This window comes from uncultured Xylophilus sp. (genome assembly GCA_913776965.1).
Lineage (GTDB): Bacteria > Pseudomonadota > Gammaproteobacteria > Burkholderiales > Burkholderiaceae_C > Xylophilus.
Window position 1 is genome coordinate 1 of sequence record CAJYQL010000077.1, and the last position, 15,815, is coordinate 15,815.

Sequence of the window (15,815 nt, forward strand, 5' to 3'; positions counted from 1 at the left end):
CATCGGTGCGAGCCGTGCGGCGGTGGATGCGGGCTATGCGCCCAACGACCTGCAGGTCGGCCAGACCGGCAAGATCGTCGCGCCGCAGCTCTACATCGCCGCCGGCATCTCCGGGGCGATCCAGCACCTCGCGGGGATGAAGGACTCGAAGGTGATCGTGGCGATCAACAAGGACCCGGAGGCGCCGATCTTCTCGGTGGCCGACTACGGGCTGGAGGCCGACCTGTTCGCCGCGGTGCCGGAGATGGTCAAGGCGCTCTGAGAGGCGCCATGGCCCGTCCGCCGTGTGGCGCCGGGCCGGTTTCTTCCGCAGGACTGACGGGCGCAGGCGCGCCCCGGAGGATGGAGACATGCAAGCTCGGATCGTGGGCGGTCGTGCCCGCCAATGGATCGCCGCGTGCCTGCTCGTATGCGGTGCGTCGGCCGCGTCGGCGGCGGCGCTCGTCGTGGGCCAGGTGGCGCCGATGACCGGTGTGGAGGCCACGCAGGGCCGCGGCTACGCCGCCGGTCTGAAGCTGGTGTTCGACCAGGTGAACGCCGCGGGCGGCATCGCCGGCAACACGCTGGTGCTGTCCAGCCGCGACGACGGGTCGCGCGCCGCCGACACGCTTACAGCAACCCGCGACCTGGTCGAGAAACAGCGACCGATTGCGCTCGCCGGCTACTTCGGCGCGCAGCCGATCGGCGAACTGATCGCGAGCGGGCTGCTGGAGCGCGAGCGGCTGCCGCTGGTCGGCTTCCGCGGCGCGATGGTGGCGGCCAACACCCCGTATGTCTACAACGTGCGCGCCGGCTGGCCGGAGCAGATCGACCGGATCGTGCGCCACGTCGCCACCTTCGGCATCACCCGGCTGGGCGTCCTGTACGAGGACGGCACGCAACTCGCGGCGACCCGTGCGCTGGTGGAGAAGACGGCGGCCCAGCACAAGGTGCAGCTCGCCGGCGACGCGGTGGTGCCGGCCGGCTCCAACCGGGTCGGGCCTGCGGTCGAGGCGCTGGCGAAGGCCCAGCCGCAGGCGATCCTGATCCTGGCCAGCTCGGCCTGCAGTGCCTTCGTCGAAGCCTACCGCGCTGCCGGCGGCGGTGCGCAGCTGTTCGCGACGGCGGAGGTCGATGTCGAGCAGCTCTCCAAGCGGCTGGGCGAAGATCAGCTCAAGGGCATCTCGATCGCCCAGGTAACCCCCAGCCCGAACCGGCTGGCGAGCCGCATCACCCGCGATTTCCAGCAGGCGGTCAAGGCCGTGCCGCCGGACCAGCCGGTGAGCCACGCGATGTTCGAGGGCTACATCGCGGGACGGGTGCTGGCCGAGGCGATCCGCCGCGCCGGTCCTGCGCCCAACCGCGAAACCCTGACCCGGGCCCTCGACGGCCTGGACCGCCTGGACTTGGGCGACTACGTGATCGGGTTCCGGCCCGGCATGCACACCGGCTCGCGCTACGTGGATCTGTCCATTGTCGGGCGCGATGGGCTGCTGCGCCAGTAAGCGGCGTTTCGCTTTTTTCTCTTTTCATTGCGGGCCGACCGGAGCGTCGGCCTGCCTCACCACGAGCCTGCTGCCATGAGCTACACCGCACCCGTCCAGGACATGCTGTTCGCCATCGAACACCTTGCGCACATCGACCGCATCGCGGAATTGCCCGGCTTCGAGGACACCGGGCTCGACACGGCCCGGGCGGTGCTGGAGGAATGCGCGCGCTTCAACCAGGAGATCGTCGCACCGCTTAACCAGCTGGGCGACCGGCAGCCGTCGTCCTGGAAGGACGGCGTGGTCACCACCACGCCCGGCTTCAAGGAGGCGTTCCGCCAATATGCCGAAGGCGGCTGGCAGGGCTTGCAGCACCCGGCGGATTTCGGTGGCCAGGGGCTGCCCAAGACCATCGGCGCTGCCTGCGGCGAGATGCTCAATGCGGCCAACCTGAGCTTCGCGCTCTGCCCGCTGCTGTCCGACGGCGCGATCGAGGCGCTGCTGACCGCCGGCAGCGACGCACTGAAGGCGACTTACCTCGAGAAGCTGGTGAGCGGCGAATGGACCGGCACCATGAACCTGACCGAGCCGCAGGCCGGCAGCGACCTATCGCTGGTGCGTACCCGCGCCGAGCCGCAGGGCGACGGCAGCTACAAGGTCTTCGGCACCAAGATCTACATCACCTGGGGCGAACACGACATGGCGGACAACATCGTCCACTTGGTGCTGGCACGGGTGGCCGGTGCGCCCGAGGGCGTGAAGGGCATCAGCCTGTTCGTGGTGCCGAAGTTCCTAGTGAACGCCGACGGCAGCCTCGGCGCGCGCAACGACGTGCAGTGCGTCTCGATCGAGCACAAGCTCGGCATCAGGGCCTCGCCCACGGCAGTGCTGCAGTTTGGCGACGCCGGCGGCGCGACCGGCTTCCTGGTCGGCGAGGAGAACCGCGGCCTGGAATACATGTTCATCATGATGAACGCCGCCCGTTACGCGGTCGGCGTGCAGGGCATCGCGATCTCCGACCGGGCCTACCAGAAGGCCGTCGCCTATGCCCGCGAGCGGGTGCAGAGCCGGCCGGTCGACGGCTCGCTGCCGACCAGCGCGCCGATCATCCACCACCCGGACGTGCGACGCATGCTGATGACGATGCGCGCGACCGCCGAGGGCTGCCGTGCCATGGCGACCGTCGCCGCCGCCGCCTACGACCGGGCGCACCACGGCACCGATCCGGACGAGCGCCGGCAGGCGCAGGCGTTCTACGAATTCCTGGTGCCGCTGGTCAAGGGCTATTCGACCGAGACCAGCCTGGAGGTGACGTCGCTCGGCGTGCAGGTCCACGGCGGCATGGGCTTTATCGAGGAAACCGGCGCCGCGCAGTACTACCGCGATGCCAAGATCCTGACGATCTACGAAGGCACGACCGCGATCCAGGCCAACGACCTGGTCGGGCGCAAGACCGCCCGCGACGGTGGCCAGGTGGCGAAAGCGATCGCGGCCCGCATCGCCGAGACCGAGCAGACGCTGGCCCAGCGCGACGGCGACGCGGCCGCGTCGATGCGCCAGCACCTGCAGACGGCGCGCAAGGCATTTCTGGAGGTGGTCGATTTCGTCGTCGCCGGCACCCGCAGCACGCCGAACGCGGTGTTCGCGGGGTCGGTGCCGTACCTGATGCTCGCCGGCAACCTGGTGGCCGGCTGGCAGATGGGCGTGTCGCTGCTGGCGGCGCAGGACTGTCTCGACCGCGACCAGGACCGCGCGTTCATGGAAGCGAAGATCGCGACCGCCCGGTTCTACGCCGAGCACCTGCTATCGCGGGTGCCGGGCCTGCGCGACAGCATCGTGCGCGGGGCCGACAGCGTGATGGCGATGCCGCTCGACGCATTCTGATCCGTTCGCTATCGAAAAAATAGCTGGCAGCGCAGGCTGCACCAGCGCAAAAGGCCGAAAAGGCCATTAAACGCCCATGAAAGAGGAGAGCCTGCCCATGTCCCGCCGCCTGCCGCCCGTCTTCGACCGCCTGCGCCTGCCGGTGATCGCATCGCCGCTGTTCATCATCAGCAACCCGCAGCTGGTGATCGCCCAGTGCCAGGCCGGCGTGGTCGGCTCGATGCCGGCGCTCAATGCGCGCCCGGCGGCCCAGCTCGACGACTGGCTGGCCGAGATCACCGAGACGCTCGCGGCCTACGACCGTGCGCATCCCGAGGCGCCGTCGGCCCCGTTCGCGATCAACCAGATCGTGCACAAGTCCAATGACCGGCTCGAGCACGACATGGCGCTGGTCGAGAAATACAAGGTGCCGCTGGTCATCACCTCGCTCGGCGCGCGCGCCGACGTGAACGAGGCGATCCACGGCTACGGCGGCGTGGTGCTGCACGACATCATCAACAATACCTTCGCGCACAAGGCGATCGAGAAGGGCGCCGACGGCCTGATCGCGGTGGCGGCCGGTGCGGGCGGCCATGCGGGCGTGAAGAGCCCGTTCGCGCTGATCCAGGAAATCCGCCAGTGGTTCGACGGCCCGGTGGCACTGTCGGGTGCGATCGCCAGCGGCGGCGCGGTGCTCGCGGCGCAGGCGATGGGCGCCGACTTCGCCTACATCGGCTCGGCCTTCATCGCGACCCACGAGGCGCGAGCGAGCGACGCCTACAAGCAGGCGGTGGTCGACGGCGACTCCGACCAGATCGTCTACAGCAATCTGTTCACTGGCGTGCACGGCAACTACCTGGCGCCGTCCATCGTCGCCGCGGGCCTGGACCCGGCCAACCTGCCGGCGAGCGACCCGAGCAAGATGAATTTCGGCGGCGATGCGCGCAAGGCCTGGAAGGATATCTGGGGCTGCGGGCAGGGCATCGGCGCGGTGACCGAGGTGACCGGAGCGGCGCAACTGGTCGAGCGGCTGGCGCGCGAGTACCAGGCGGCGCGCAGCCGCCTGGCGCTCTGACGTCCGGGGTCGGGTGACGTCTCCGTCCGCCGCTGCGGCAGCGCGTGCCGCCGGCGACCGCTTGCCGCTGGTCGATGCGCTGAAGGCCGGCGCCTGCCTGTTGATCGTCGCGCACCATCTGGCGTTCTACGGCCCGATGTCGCAGACGGCGCATGCGCTGGCGCCGGACATCTTCGACTGGCTGGCGGACTACGCCCGCTATGCGGTGCAGATGTTCCTGGCCATCGGGGGCTTCCTGGCCGCGCGGACGCTGGCGCCGGCCGGTATCGGTGCTTCTGGCGCGCCTTGGGGGCGCATCGCGCGGCGCTACCGGCGGCTGGTGGTGCCGTATGCGGCAGCGCTGGCCGTCTGCATCGGGGTCAGCGCGCTCGTGCGTCCGGTATTGACGGGCGATCTGGTGCCCGAGGGGCCGGACGCCGTCCAGTTGCTGGCCCATGTGCTGCTGCTGCACGACCTGTTCGGCATCGACGCGCTGTCGGCGGGCGTCTGGTATGTGGCCATCGACTTCCAGCTGTTCGTACTGACCAGCCTGCTGGTGTGGATCGGCGGCTGCATGCCGTCGCCGTGGCGTCACGGCTTCCTGCCCATGGCGGTGGCGGTGCTCGCCGCGCTGTCGCTGGCGCTCTTCAACCGCGACCCGGCGCTGGACGCCTGGGCCTGGTATTTCTTCGGTGCCTACGGTTCGGGCATGCTGGCGTGCTGGACCGCGCAGGCCCGGCAGCCGTTGCGGGCGATCGTGCTGCTGGCATCGATCGGCGGCGCTACACTCCTGATCGAATATCGCGGCCGCATCGCCGTCGCGCTCGCCACGGCGCTGCTGCTGGCGGTAGCGCAGCAGTCCGGGCGGATGCAGTGCTGGGAGCCGCCGGCCGCGGTGCGCTACCTGGGCCGCATCTCCTATGCGGTGTTCCTGATCCACTTCCCGGTCATCCTGCTCGTCGCGGCCGTCGTGCATCCGGTCTGGCCGGACGCGCCGTGGGCCAGTCTGCTGGGAATCGTGGGCGCGCTCGGACTGTCGGTGGTCGCGGGAGCCCTGTTCCACCACGGTGTCGAGCAGCCGCAGGGGCGCTGGCATCGCTGGGCGGATCGCCTGCGCTGGTGGCGCCACCGGACCGGGGCGCCGGTGCCCTGACAGTTCGCTTCCCCCACGGCGGTTGGTCGGATAAACTGTATTTTCATACAGTTCTCGCCGGTCGCCTTGGAACCCGTCTTCATCCCTTTGCAGGCTGTACGCGGCCGGGGCAGCGCCACGCGCCATCCGCACCGCTTCGAGACCACCGACCGCGAAGCCTGGGACGACGGCTGGTGCACCCTGGCCGACCTGCACGAGGCGCGCAACGCTCCGCCGCCGACGCAGGTGCGCTTCGAGGATGCGAAGAGCGTGATCAGCCGCAACGACTCGCCCGACATTCCCTTCGATGCGTCGCTCAACCCGTACCGCGGCTGCGAGCACGGCTGCATCTACTGCTTCGCGCGGCCGACGCACAGCTACCTTGGGCTGTCGCCGGGACTGGACTTCGAGACCCGGATCGTCGCCAAGCAGAACATTGCCGAGGTGCTGCGCACCGAACTGTCCCGGAGGTCGTACCGGCCCAGCCACATCGCGATCGGCACGGCGACCGACTGCTACCAGCCGGTGGAGCGCGAGCTGCGCCTGACCCGGTCGGTGATCGAAGTGCTGGGCGCCTGCCGGCATCCGTTCGGGCTGGTCACCAAGTCGAGCGCGGTCGAGCGTGACTTGGACCTGCTTGCGCCGCTTGCGGCCGACCGGCTGGCGGCGGTCTACGTCACCGTCACGACCCTCGATGCCAGGCTGGCGCGCATCCTGGAGCCCCGCGCAGCCGCTCCGCACCGGCGGCTCGAGACGATCCGGCGGCTGACCGCGGCCGGCGTGCCGGTCGGCGTGAGCGTCGCGCCGCAGATCCCGTTCATCACCGAAGACATGGAGCAGGTCCTGGACGCCGCCTGGCAGGCCGGCGCGCGCAGCGCCTTCTACACGGTGGTACGCCTGCCGTGGGAAGTGGCGCCTATGTTTCGCCAGTGGCTGGAGTTGCATTACCCGGACCGGGCCGCGCGGGTGATGGCGCGCATTCAGGACATGCGGGGCGGCCAGGACTACGACGCCGACTTCGCGTCGCGCATGAAGGGCCGCGGCCTGTGGGCCGACCTGATCCGCCAGCGCTTCGAGCGGGCCTGCCGCCGACACGGCTTCAACCAGGAGCGGGTGCTGCTGGATGCGGACCGCTTCCGGCCGCCGGAACCGGCGGCGCAGGGGACCTTGTTCTAGCGACCGACGTGGCCTGCCGGCTCAGGGGTGGCCCCGCACCTCGCCATCGGCCAGGCCCGGCAGGTGCAGACCGCCGACGGTCACGCCGCGTGCTGCCCGCACCGCCCGCACCACGGCGCGGGCGGTCGCCTCTGCTGCCAGCACGCCGAGCAGCGTCATCGGCGGCGGTTCGGACCGCTGGCCGGTGGCGAGCGCGAACAGGGTGTCGCCGTCGGACATCGTGTGCACCGGGTTGATGCTTCGCGCCAGGCCGTCGTGTCCCGCCTGGGCGAGGCGCCCGGCCTGCGCCTTGGTCAGCGTCGCGTCGGTCGCCAGCACGCCGATCGTCGTCTGGGTGCCGGCCAGGGGCAGCTGGGTGGGGTCGCCGCGCAGCAGCGAACGCCGGCTGTCGCGCAGCGTCCGGCCGTCGGCGGTCCGCGCGCCGGCCAGCACGGCGCCGGTGTCCGGGTCCACCACGTCACCCAGGGCATTCACCGCGATCAGCGCGCCGACCGTGAAACCGCCGGCACTGACCGCCGCCGTGCCGATGCCCCCTTTCATGGCGAAATCCATCCCGAAGATCTTGCCGACCGTCGCGCCGGCCCCTGCGCCCACGCTGCCTTCCGCCGGCGGCTCGGCGCGCGCGGCGGCGCAGGCGGCGAAACCGGCATCGGCATCCGGGCGGATGCGCATGTCGCCGACCGCCAAGTCGAACAGCACCGCCCCCGGCACGATCGGTACCCGGCCGACACCGACGTCCAGCCCGATGTCTGCGCCCTCCAGCCACCGCATCACCCCGCCGGCCGCATCCAGCCCGTAGGCGCTGCCACCCGACAGCAGCACCGCATGCACCTGCGGCACGAGATTGCCGGGGTCGAGCAGATCGGTCTCGCGGGTACCGGGCGCGGCGCCACGCACATCCACGCCGGCCGTCGCGCCGCCGCGCGCCAGCACCACGGTGCAGCCGGTCGGCCGGCGCGCATCGGTGAAGTGGCCGACCTCGATGCCGGCGATGTCGGTGATGGAGGTGCGGTCGGCGGCGGTCATCGGGCGATTATGGAAGCGGCGAATCCGTACCGCGTGCCGACCACGGCCCTCAGAAATGCGGCACTTACGGGTAAGTCCGGATGGCGACGGAAATTCGAGCATAGCGCTCAACACATAAGCGTTGTTTGCTATCAATTAAGGAGCATGTGAATGTGGACTCTCGAATCGCCAGCCCGTTCGCTTCGGCAAAGCTGATCAGAACCTTACACTGCCAGCCTCTCGCGGCCGCCGGCATTCCGCCGGTGCCGGAGCTCTCCCGAGATACGTATCGCCCCCGTGGACACGGCGCTGAAAAAAATCCCGGTCGCGCAGCTGCGCCGGGGCATGTACCTGCACAAGATGACCGGCTCCTGGCTGGATCATCCGTTCTGGCGCAGCGCGTTCGTCGTGGACGACACCACCGACCTCGCCGCGGTGCAGCGGTCCGGCATCGAAGAAGTCTGGATCGACGTGTCCAAGGGCCTCGATGTGCTGATGGCCGATGCGGCTTCGCTGCCGGCAGCACCCGTCGCGCCGACTGCCGCTGCTCCCGCGCCTGCGATGCCCGAGCCCGAGGCGCCGGCCGCCCCCGTCGCCCCCGCGGTGATCGCCCGGCCCCAGCCGATCCCGCTCGCCGAGGAACTGCAGCAGGCCCGCGCGATCTGCCAGGGCGCGCGGGATGCGGTGGCCTCTATGTTCGGCGAGGTGCGGATGGGACGGGCGGTCGATGCCACCGCCGCGCTGCCGCTGGTCCAGGAGATTTCCGATTCGGTACAACGCAATCCGGGTGCCCTGATCAGCATCGCCCGGCTGAAATCGCGCGACGACTACACCTACATGCACTCGGTCGCGGTGTGCGGGCTGATGGTGGCGCTCGCCAAGCAGATCGGGCAGAGCGACGCCCAGGTGCGCGAGGCCGGGCTCGGCGGGCTGCTGCACGACTTGGGCAAGGCGCTGGTTCCGCCGGAAGTGCTGAACAAGCCGGGCTCCCTCACCGAAGCCGAGTTCCGGATCATGAAGTCGCACCCGATGGAAGGCTGGAAGCTGGTGAACCACGGGGCGGCAGTCAGTCGGCCGGTGCAGGAGGTGATCCTGCACCACCACGAAAAATTCGACGGGTCCGGCTACCCGCACCGCCTGTCGGGCGAAGGGATCTCGCCCCTGGCCCGCATGGGGGCGATCTGCGACGTCTACGACGCCGTCACGTCCAAGCGCTGCTACAAGGACGCCTGGGACCCGGCGCATGCGGTCCGCCAGATGATGCAGTGGAAGGGGCACTTCGATCCGGCGCTGATGCAGGCATTCGTCAAGAGCCTGGGCATCTATCCGGTCGGCTCGCTGGTGCGGCTGGCATCCGACCGCCTGGCCGTGATCGTCGAGCAGAACCCGCAGGCGCTGCTACAGCCGGTGGTGCGTGTCTTCCACTGTGCCAAGAACCATCAGCCGCTCGTGCCCGAGCGGATCGATCTGCGGACGGCGGCGGTGCCCGACAAGATCGTCGGGATTGAAGACACCAAGAAGTGGGGCTTCCAGAACCTCGACGCGCTCTGGATGCAGGCCTGACATCGGCCTGCGCCGGGCCGGAGGCGCCGGTCAGAGCCGCTGCAGGCGCTCGAGCGCGGCCTGCAAGGTGGCCTCGCGCTTCGCGAAGCAGAAGCGCACCACACGCTGGTCGAAACTGTCGCCGTAGAACGCCGACAGCGGAATCGCCGCGACGCCATGCTCGCGGGCGAGCCACTGGCAGAACTCGGCCTCCGGCAGGTCGCTGACCGCAGAGATGTCCGCGCACTGGAAGTAGGTGCCCTCGCTCGGCAGCAGCCGCAGCCGGGACCCGGCGAGCCCGGCGCGGAAGAAGTCGCGCTTGGCCCGGTAGAAGGCGGGCAGGTCGCGATAGGGCGCCGGGTCCTGCAGGTACTCGGCCAGGCCGGCCTGCACCGGCGTGTTGACGGTGAATACGTTGAACTGGTGCACCTTGCGGAACTCGGCGGTCAGCGGTGCAGGCGCCGCCACGTAGCCGACCTTCCAGCCGGTGACGTGGAAGGTCTTGCCGAAACTCGACACCACGAAGCTCCGCGCCGCCAGCCCCGGAAAGCGCGCCGCGCTCTCGTGCTCGCCCTCGTAGACCATGTGCTCGTAGACCTCGTCGCTGATGACCAGCACGTCCGTCGGTGCGAGCAGGTCTTCCAGTTGCTGCATCTCGGCCCGCGTCCAGACGGTGGCGCTCGGGTTATGCGGCGTGTTGACGATGATCGCCCGGGTGCGCGGCGACAGCGCCGACGCGATGCGTCCGAAGTCGGGCCTGAAGGTGCCCGGCACTAGCGGCACCCGCACCACGGTCCCGCCGGCGAGCTCGATGTTGGGCACATAGCTGTCGTAGCAGGGCTCCAGGACGATCACCTCGTCGCCCGGCCGCACGATGGCGAGGATGGCCGTGAGGATCGCCTGCGTGGCGCCGGCCGTCACCGTGATCTCGTCCGCCGGCCGGTATCGGCGGCCGTGCATCGCCTCGGTCTTGGCGGCGATCGCTTCGCGCAATGCGGGCCATCCTGCCATCGGCGGGTACTGGTTGGCGCCCGAACGCATGGCGGCGGCCACGGCCTCCACCAGCCGCGGGTCGCAGTCGAAATCCGGAAAGCCCTGGCCGAGGTTGACCGCGCCGGTGTCCGCCGCGAGGGCCGACATCACCGTGAAGATCGTGGTGCCGACCTGCGGCAGTTTGCTCTGCACCGCCGGCGTGCGGGGTGCGTGACGCGTGTCGGGGGGCAAGGTCGTCGCAGGGTCCATGATGTCGTGCAGAGAAGCTCGAAGAAGGCGGGCGTGGGCGTGCGTCAGAGGTCGTAGTCGGACGCATGGCCGGAAAGCGCCTTACCGATCAGCTCGCGGTTCAGCCGGTCGCTCAGCAGCTCGGCGAACCGGAAGACGAAATTCCGCAGGTAGGCGCTGCGCTTGAACGCCACGCGGGCCAGGTTCTGGCCGAACAGCTGGCCGAGCGGCCGGACCACCAGGTCGTTGTTGGAATCGTCGCGGACCGCCATCTCGGCCACGATGCCCACGCCCAGGCCGAGCCGCACGTAGGTCTTAATGACGTCCGAATCGATCGCCTCCAGCGCGATGCGCGGCTCCAGCTTGCGCGAGGCGAAGGCTTGGTCGATCCGCGTGCGACCGGTGAAGGACGGGTGGTAGGTGATGATCGGCTCGCGCGCCAGATCTTCGAGCGCCACCCGCTCGATCTGCGCCAGCGGATGGCCCTGCGGCACCACCAGCACATGCTGCCATTCGTAGCAGGGCAGGGTGACCAGGCCGGGGTAGTCGGCCAGCGATTCGGTGGCGATGCCGATTTCCGCGACCTCGTCGAGCACCATGCGCGCCACCTGGTCGGGCGAGCCCTGGTGCAGGCTCACGTTCACCTTGGGATACGCCTCGCGCAGCCGGGCGACCGGCAGGGGCAGTACGTAGCGCGCCTGGGTATGGGTGGTGGCGATCGACAGCGTCCCGCTGTCCTCGGCACTGAACTGCTCGCCGATGCGCCGCAGGTTGCCGATCTCGCGCATGATCACCTCGATGCTCCGCAGCACGTGTTCGCCGGGTTCGGTCACCCGCTTGAGCCGCTTGCCGTGACGGGCGAAGATCTCGACACCGAGTTCCTCTTCCAGCTCGATGATCGCCTTCGAGACGCCGGGCTGCGACGTGTGCAGCGCCTTCGCCGCTTCGGTGAGGTTCAGGTTGCGGCGGACGGCTTCCTGGACGAAGCGGAACTGGTGCAGATTCATGGCATGCGGTGGGCGGCGGCGGGCGCCATTATGGGGCGGCGACCGCGGCGCTACCCGGTCGGGGCTCGACGGGATCAGCCCGCTGCGATATGCGCGAGCAGGTCCAGCAGCCGGTCGTCCTCGCCCACGGCGGGCTGCAGATCGAAACGCACACCGGGATGGTCGCGCCGTAGCGCATCCACCAGCCCGGGCAGATCCTCGCGTGCGTGGCGACCGACACCCAGGAACATCGGGACGATGCGGACGGCGCTGCAACCACTAGCAAGCAGCGGTTCGAGTGCGGTCGCGAGGTCGGGCGGCGTGAGTTCAAGGTACGCGCAGAGGACGGTGGTGTCGGGATGCTGCGCCCGCAGCCGCTCCGCCACCGCCTCGATCGGACGACGCCACAGCGGATCGCGAGAGCCGTGCCCGAACAGCACGATGGCAGGGGAAGCAGGGTTCATCGTCGCAATACCAGCCAGCTGAAGGCCGCCAAGGACAGCACCGTGTAGATCATGCCGGGAGCGGCCGCCGTGAGCCAGGGCATCCAGTTCTGCAGGTTGCCGATGTAGCCGAACACGTTGTTCAGCAGGAAAAAGCTGATGCCCGCCATCACGCCGCCGAAAACGTAGGTCGCGATGCCGCCCGAGCGGAAATGGAGGTACGCGAACGGCAACGCCAGCACCACCATCACCAAGCACGACAGCGGATAGAAGACCTTGCGCCAGAACTCGATCTCGTAGCGCTGTGCCGACTGGCCATTGGCATCGAGATGGCGGATGTACTGGAACAGATCCACCGTCGGCATCTTGTCCGGCTTCAGCAGCGATGCCGAGACCATCTCGTAGGTGATGTGCGTCGGCCATTGCAGCGCCGGCGGCATGGTGCGGTCGACGCGGGCACGCTGGGCGTCGCGCGTATGGAAGGCGCGGCGCTCCACGCCATGCAACGTCCAGGCATCGGGTCCGAAGGTGCCTTGCTCCGCCTGCGTCAGCGCCGAGAGAAAGCCACGATTGTCGAACTCGTAGATCCGGATACCCTTCATCTGGCCGTCCGAGGACAGCGACTGCACGTTCGCCGCATAGGACATGTCGCCCTGCTTTTCGCGCAGCCAGGCACCCGTCTGACCGATGGTCAGGCCGCCTTGGTAGCGGGCCTTGACGAGCTGCGCGGCCCGTTCGCTCGCGGGCGCCACATAGTCGCCCACCGCGAAGGTCAGCACCACGAAGACCAGTCCGAGCGACAGCAGCGTACCCAGGGCGCGCCAGGGGCCGAGTCCGCTGGTGCGCAGGATCGTGTACTCGGAGCTCTGCGCCAGCCGCGCCATCACGAAGATGGTGCCGATCAGCACGGTGATCGGCAACAGTTCGTAGAGGTGGCTGGGGATCGACAGCGCCACGAACGCGAGGGCGTGGGGGAGTTGGTAGCCGTCCGAGCCGGTCCGGCCGACCCAGCGCAGTTCGTCGACGAAGTCGAAGAAGAAGAAGAGCGCCAGAAAGCCCAGCGTGACGAATGCCACGGCCGCGAGCACCTCGGCGTACAGGAAACGACGGATCGTCTTCATGCCGCGACCCTGCTACGGCCGCCGATCATCCGGCGGACCGACCATTGGTGGTGGCGCTTGGCCAGGATCAGTCCGCAGGCCGCGAGCACGCCCCCATGCAGCAGCAGCAGATAAGGCGCTGCGCCGATGCGGCCGCTCATGATCCAGCTCTGGCCCAGGTTCAGGAAGTTGTAGTACACGATGAAGGCGAACAGCGCGAACACCAGATTGCCGCTGCGCCCGGCACGCGGGTTGACCGTCGATACCGCCAGTGCCATCACGACGAAGTTGAAACCCGCGAAGGCCAGGCCGATGCGCCACGCCAGTTCCGCCTGGTGCACCAGCGTCGGCTCGCGCAGCAGTTGCAGCGTCGAGCGGGACTTCACCGGCGTTTCATCCTGCCCGCTCAGCGCTGCCGTGCCGATCCGGGTACCGTATTCCTTGAATTCGCTGATCTTCAGACCCGGCTGGCCGACCGTGCTTTCGAGCCGCTGTCCGTCGGAAAGCACGACGAAACGATCGTCCTTGATGGTTTCCAGGCGTCCGCTGCGCGCCGAGGTCACGACCTCGCGGCCGCGCTCGCTGGCGGTGATGAAGACATTGCTCGCGCTCTGGCTGTCGGGCGTGTCCTTGTCGATGAAGAACACCCGGTTGCCACGCGCGGATTCCTGAAATTGTCCCGGTGCCACCCGGTCGATGTCGCCTCGGCGCTCGTAGCGGTCCTTCATGTCCTGGATCTGCGTATTCGCCCACGGCCATACCAGCAGGGCCAACACCGCGATCACCGCGAGGATTGGCCACGAGAAGCGCAGCAGCGGCGTGATGAAGCTGCCGAGGCCACGGCCAGCCGACAGCCAGATCGCCATCTCGCTGTCGCGGTACATGCGCGACAGCGTGCCGACGATCGAGACGAACAGGCTCAGCGCCAGGATGGTGGACAGCTGCGACAGCACGGTGTAACCCATCACCATCAGGACGTCCGACGGGTTGACGCTGCCGCGCGAGGCCTGGCCCAGCACCCGGATCAGCATGATGGTCATCACCACGGTCGCGAGCACTACCAGGGTCGCTCCGAAGCTGCGTCCCAGCTCCTTGCGTATGGAGGAATGGAATAACATCGGTTCGATCAAAAACGAATCGCGAATTATGGACTTCCAACTCAAGACCCTGGACCGTGCAGGAGCGTCGGGCGAGAAGGCCGATGCGCTGGTCGTGCTGGTGCAGGACGACTTCCAGAGCGCTGGCGACGAGCTTTCCCGGATCGTCGCTGACGCACGCAAGGCGGGTGATTTCGAAAGCAAGGCAGGACGCACGCTCGTTCTCTACCGCCATGCCGCACTGACCGCGCAGCGCGCCGTTCTGGCAGGGATCGGTACCGGAGACGCCAAAGGGATTCGGCAGGGCGTCCTGGCCGCTATCGGCGCTCTCAAATACCATGAAGGCGTCAAGCGGATCACATTGGTCCTGCCGGCTCAGGCCGGCGCCGACGGCGTGCGCGCGGCCGTGGCTGCAGCCGCGGACGGCAGCTATGTCTACACAACCACCAAGCCGAAGGCCGAGCCACGGCGCATCGAGCGGGTGACCCTCGCGGTGCCGGACAGTGCATCGGTCAAACAGGATTTCGCCATTGCGCGCGCATCGGTCGCCGGCATCGAGTTCGCCAAGGAGTGGGGCAACCGCCCGGCCAACTACGCCACGCCGACGCTGCTCGCGGATGCGGCGAAGTCGCTCGAAGGACCGGGGCTGAAGGTGCAGGTGCTCGGACCGCGCGAAGTCGAGAAGCTGGGGATGGGCTCCTTCCAGGCGGTGGCCCGTGGATCGGAAGAAGAACTGCGTTTCATCGTGCTCCGCTACGAGGGAGCGGGACGGGACGACGCACCGGTCGTGCTGGTAGGCAAGGGCATCACGTTCGATACCGGCGGTATCTCGATCAAGCCGGCGGCCGAGATGGATGAAATGAAGTTTGATATGTGCGGCGCGGCCAGCGTGCTCGGCACCTTCCGTGCGTTGGCCGATCTGCGTCCTGCGGTGAACGTGGTCGGGCTGATTCCGGCTTGCGAGAACATGCCCGATGGCCGTGCGCTTAAACCGGGCGATGTGGTCACCAGCATGAGCGGCCAGACGATCGAAGTCCTGAATACGGATGCGGAAGGGCGGCTTGTACTGTGCGACGCGCTGACCTACGCAGAGCGGTTCAAGCCGCGGGCGGTCATCGATATCGCCACCTTGACAGGTGCCTGCGTGGTGGCGCTCGGCAATGTCCGCAGCGGGTTGTTCAGCGCCGACGACGCGCTGGCGACGGCGCTGGCGACTGCGGGCGACGCCGCGCTCGATCCGTGTTGGCGCATGCCGCTCGACGACGAATATGCCGAGGGTTTGAAGACCAATTTCGCGGACGTCGCCAATGTCGCAGGCCGGGCAGGCGGTGCTGTCACCGCCGCCAAGTTCCTGCAGCGCTTCGCCGGCAAATTCCCATGGGCGCATCTGGACATCGCAGGGAGTGCCTGGAAGGGCGGTACCGCGAAGGGTTCTACCGGCCGGCCGGTCGGGCTCCTGCTGCAGTACCTGCTGTCCCAGTCCGCGGCGAGTCGGCCGACGGTCAGGAAGACCGCCCGCAAAAGCGCGAAGGCCTGAGGTCGCCCGTTCCTTCGCATGACCGAGATCGCCTTCCACTTCAATGCGCCGGACAAGCTGTCGTATGTCTGCCGTCTGCTGCGCAAGGCCATCGGCGGGCAGGCCCGCGTCGTCGTGGTCGGGGCACAGGAGATGCTCGATACCCTGGACCGGGCACTTTGGTCGTTCGCACCGACGGCATTCCTCGCGCATT

General features: G+C 68.6%; 15 protein-coding genes. 9 read left to right on the forward strand and 6 right to left on the reverse strand.

Annotation, left to right across the window (positions count from 1 at the left end; genetic code table 11):
* From QZ500_RS11520 to QZ500_RS11545, 6 genes are all read left to right on the forward strand, one after another.
* Positions 1-262: FAD-binding protein (locus tag QZ500_RS11520; RefSeq protein ID WP_295849886.1), on the forward strand; the 262-nt coding region annotated here is incomplete at its 5' end.
* Between the two features lie 88 nt (positions 263-350).
* Complete coding sequence (locus tag QZ500_RS11525; RefSeq protein ID WP_295855370.1) at positions 351-1,484, forward strand: ABC transporter substrate-binding protein; 1,134 nt, start codon at positions 351-353, stop codon at positions 1,482-1,484.
* 75 nt (positions 1,485-1,559) lie between these two features.
* A complete protein-coding gene (locus QZ500_RS11530; protein ID WP_295855373.1) occupies positions 1,560-3,350 on the forward strand; it encodes an acyl-CoA dehydrogenase in 1,791 nt (596 codons plus the stop codon).
* 97 nt (positions 3,351-3,447) lie between these two features.
* Positions 3,448-4,404, forward strand: coding sequence for a nitronate monooxygenase family protein (locus QZ500_RS11535; protein ID WP_295855375.1), 957 nt, complete (start codon positions 3,448-3,450; stop codon positions 4,402-4,404).
* A 13-nt stretch (positions 4,405-4,417) separates the two neighbouring features.
* Complete coding sequence (locus QZ500_RS11540) at positions 4,418-5,536, forward strand: acyltransferase (RefSeq protein WP_295855377.1); 1,119 nt, start codon at positions 4,418-4,420, stop codon at positions 5,534-5,536.
* Positions 5,537-5,602: 66 nt separating this feature from the next.
* Positions 5,603-6,691 carry a PA0069 family radical SAM protein gene (locus QZ500_RS11545; protein ID WP_295855380.1) on the forward strand — a complete coding sequence of 363 codons (1,089 nt, stop codon included), beginning with the start codon at positions 5,603-5,605 and terminating at the stop codon, positions 6,689-6,691.
* 21 nt (positions 6,692-6,712) lie between these two features.
* Here QZ500_RS11545 and QZ500_RS11550 read toward each other — a convergent pair whose 3' ends face one another.
* The gene (locus QZ500_RS11550; RefSeq protein ID WP_295855383.1) at positions 6,713-7,717 is read right to left on the reverse strand and encodes a P1 family peptidase; all 1,005 of its coding nucleotides are present in this window, start codon (positions 7,715-7,717) and stop codon (positions 6,713-6,715) included.
* Between the two features lie 276 nt (positions 7,718-7,993).
* Between QZ500_RS11550 and QZ500_RS11555 the strand changes: the two genes are divergently transcribed.
* Positions 7,994-9,259 (forward strand): HD-GYP domain-containing protein, encoded by a 1,266-nt coding sequence (locus QZ500_RS11555; protein ID WP_295855385.1) that lies wholly within the window; start codon positions 7,994-7,996, stop codon positions 9,257-9,259.
* Between the two features lie 30 nt (positions 9,260-9,289).
* Here QZ500_RS11555 and QZ500_RS11560 read toward each other — a convergent pair whose 3' ends face one another.
* The 5 genes from QZ500_RS11560 to lptF all read right to left on the reverse strand — a co-directional run bounded on the left by QZ500_RS11560 (position 9,290) and on the right by lptF (position 14,106).
* Positions 9,290-10,480 (reverse strand): pyridoxal phosphate-dependent aminotransferase, encoded by a 1,191-nt coding sequence (locus tag QZ500_RS11560; RefSeq protein WP_295855388.1) that lies wholly within the window; start codon positions 10,478-10,480, stop codon positions 9,290-9,292.
* Positions 10,481-10,524: 44 nt separating this feature from the next.
* Positions 10,525-11,466 (reverse strand): CysB family HTH-type transcriptional regulator, encoded by a 942-nt coding sequence (locus tag QZ500_RS11565; RefSeq protein ID WP_295855391.1) that lies wholly within the window; start codon positions 11,464-11,466, stop codon positions 10,525-10,527.
* 74 nt (positions 11,467-11,540) lie between these two features.
* Entirely contained in the window at positions 11,541-11,909 is a 369-nt protein-coding gene (locus tag QZ500_RS11570; RefSeq protein ID WP_295855393.1) for a CbiX/SirB N-terminal domain-containing protein, read from the reverse strand.
* Entirely contained in the window at positions 11,906-13,009 is a 1,104-nt protein-coding gene (gene lptG, locus QZ500_RS11575) for an LPS export ABC transporter permease LptG (RefSeq protein WP_295855395.1), read from the reverse strand. Before lptG ends, QZ500_RS11570 begins: the two co-directional genes overlap by 4 nt.
* On the reverse strand, positions 13,006-14,106 hold the full coding sequence (gene lptF, locus QZ500_RS11580; RefSeq protein WP_295855397.1) for an LPS export ABC transporter permease LptF: 1,101 nt from the start codon (positions 14,104-14,106) through the stop codon (positions 13,006-13,008). Before lptF ends, lptG begins: the two co-directional genes overlap by 4 nt.
* 28 nt (positions 14,107-14,134) lie before the next feature.
* Here lptF and QZ500_RS11585 point away from each other — a divergent pair, with 28 nt between their 5' ends.
* Together QZ500_RS11585 and QZ500_RS11590 are read left to right on the forward strand one after the other, a co-directional pair.
* Positions 14,135-15,622, forward strand: coding sequence for a leucyl aminopeptidase (locus QZ500_RS11585; protein WP_295855398.1), 1,488 nt, complete (start codon positions 14,135-14,137; stop codon positions 15,620-15,622).
* Positions 15,623-15,640: 18 nt separating this feature from the next.
* The coding region (locus QZ500_RS11590) for a DNA polymerase III subunit chi (protein WP_295855400.1) at positions 15,641-15,815 on the forward strand (175 nt) is incomplete at its 3' end.

Bases quoted from the DNA above. Each gene is read 5' to 3' on its own strand.
- QZ500_RS11525 (WP_295855370.1), top strand. From the start codon at position 351: ATGCAAGCTCGGATCGTGGGCGGTCGTGCCCGCCAATGGATCGCCGCG.
- QZ500_RS11530 (WP_295855373.1), top strand. From the start codon at position 1,560: ATGAGCTACACCGCACCCGTCCAGGACATGCTGTTCGCCATCGAACAC.
- QZ500_RS11535 (WP_295855375.1), top strand. From the start codon at position 3,448: ATGTCCCGCCGCCTGCCGCCCGTCTTCGACCGCCTGCGCCTGCCGGTG.
- QZ500_RS11550 (WP_295855383.1), bottom strand. From the start codon at position 7,717: ATGACCGCCGCCGACCGCACCTCCATCACCGACATCGCCGGCATCGAG.
- QZ500_RS11560 (WP_295855388.1), bottom strand. From the start codon at position 10,480: ATGGACCCTGCGACGACCTTGCCCCCCGACACGCGTCACGCACCCCGC.
- QZ500_RS11565 (WP_295855391.1), bottom strand. From the start codon at position 11,466: ATGAATCTGCACCAGTTCCGCTTCGTCCAGGAAGCCGTCCGCCGCAAC.
- QZ500_RS11570 (WP_295855393.1), bottom strand. From the start codon at position 11,909: ATGAACCCTGCTTCCCCTGCCATCGTGCTGTTCGGGCACGGCTCTCGC.
- lptG (WP_295855395.1), bottom strand. From the start codon at position 13,009: ATGAAGACGATCCGTCGTTTCCTGTACGCCGAGGTGCTCGCGGCCGTG.
- lptF (WP_295855397.1), bottom strand. From the start codon at position 14,106: ATGTTATTCCATTCCTCCATACGCAAGGAGCTGGGACGCAGCTTCGGA.
- QZ500_RS11585 (WP_295855398.1), top strand. From the start codon at position 14,135: ATGGACTTCCAACTCAAGACCCTGGACCGTGCAGGAGCGTCGGGCGAG.